At 36.1% G+C, this 1,833-nt stretch carries 1 protein-coding gene; it reads right to left on the bottom strand.

Annotated elements, in window-relative coordinates; translation table 11 throughout:
- Positions 1-262 precede the first annotated feature (262 nt).
- A complete protein-coding gene (locus tag G1O98_RS38085) occupies positions 263-1,750 on the bottom strand; it encodes an IS1380 family transposase (protein ID WP_163939618.1) in 1,488 nt (495 codons plus the stop codon).
- Between the last annotated feature and the right edge of the window lie 83 nt (positions 1,751-1,833).

The raw sequence follows: 1,833 nt of genomic DNA, 5'->3' as shown, positions 1-1,833 counted from the left end.
ACCCGGATTTCTCACAAGTGCAAAAAAATCATTGAGATGAGTAAAATTTAGGAAAGAATATTTTATACATCAGTGGATTAAATTCAGGAACCTAAGACAATTAAGTGTTATCCGAAGCTTTAAAGATAAATAAAAGACGCATAAAACGAGAAATGCTGAAATAAAAACTATGATTAGCAATAATTAAGCAGCCGAAAACAGGGTTAAATTCAGTAAACTCAACCCCAGGAAGCTAATCATTATGATGACAATTAAGTAAAAATTAACCAGGACAGGGTAAGAGAGATAAATAATTGTATGCCAGAGCGAAAATTCCTTTATAGGGGCAAGAACTACTAATTGAAATTAAAATTTTTCGGCAGTTCACCGTGATAGTTGCTCCTAACTTTAGTAACTTTGTCCGAATAGTGCCAACAGTAGCATTTTGAAGTTCCGTTTTGGCTAAACACTTCTCTCGTAAAGCATTCATTAAAATATAGGCAACAGATGAAAACCACAACCGTAGTTGATTACCTGCAAATGTATGGGTGCTTGTCCTATCACTTTTTAGTTCTAGTTTTTGCTCTTTGAGACAATTTTCCATGTTGCCTCTTGGACAATATTTTTCTGTATAAAGTTTTCCAGGGGGGATTTTATTTATCGCTAGTGAAGTTACTACAAAACGAGTATCTACCCCTTGATTACTATATTCAACTTTGGCAACAACTCGACGATTTCGACTCCAAGAATATAGAGTTTTATAGTTAAGCGATGAATACCAAACTGAATTCTTCACAAATGCTGTTGCTGCGAGGTGTAAATCTGGTGACGGTGCCAATAAGGATTCAAAAAACTTAACTACTGGTTGCAGTTTTTGTTCATATTCAAGAGAAGCACGGTATTTAATTGATTGTGAAAGCTGAATTAATCGACTATTTTGCGCCAATCCAAACACATAATCAATCTCTCTTTGTGATTCACACCATGCCATAATCTCTTCTCTAGAATAAGCACTATCTCCCCGAATCAGAATTTTCACTTTCCCCCAGCGTGAGCGGATTAGTTTTATAATTCTTTGTAACTCTTCTAATGCTCCTTCTGCCGGGTCTAAGTTAGAGGCACGTAGCTTTGATGCTAATAAATGTTTACCGCAGAAAATATACAGAGGAGCATAACAGTACCCACGATAATAAGGGTTAAAGAATACTTCTTCTTGATGACCATGCACCAGATCATCAGTTACATCTAAATCTATAGTTATTTGCCGTGGTGGTGAAGAATATGATTCTAAAAATATTTCCACCAATAGTGTTTCTATAGCCTCTGCATTATGTTCAATTCGATGATATCGACTTTCTGCTAGAGACGTTATATTTTCTGGACAGTGTTCTAGACGATTTAATGTACTCTTACCTGCTAACTTCGCTGATTCAAACTCTTTGTTCAAAACTTTTCCAACGCAGAGTGCAAATATCAAATCATCGCGGAGAAATTCATGGTCATTGATGTCTTCATAGCCCATGATTAAAGCATATATCCTCTGTGCAATCAAACTACTTACCGAATGCTCAATTCTGTTCTTTTCTCTGTAATCTTTGAAACACTGTGCTAATCGTGATGTGATTCCTCTTTTCCGGTCTAGTTCCGCAATTAATGTTAAACCTGCATCTGATGTTACAGGCTTACCCTGGAAATTCACTATGACTGGACATGATTTTACTTGTTCAAATTTGAACTGTTCTGGTATACAATCTGTGTTCTGAAGAGTCATGCTAAAACTGCTGGAATTCAGGTATATTAGTCATTTTGGCAGTTTTTGACTCTTCTTTTTTCAGGCTTTGTGAGAAATCCGGG

It is taken from the genome of Nostoc sp. UIC 10630, assembly GCF_010747425.1.
Taxonomy (GTDB): domain Bacteria; phylum Cyanobacteriota; class Cyanobacteriia; order Cyanobacteriales; family Nostocaceae; genus Nostoc.
Note: the sequence above shows the minus strand (reverse complement) of the source record. Positions and strands in the feature narration are given on the sequence as shown.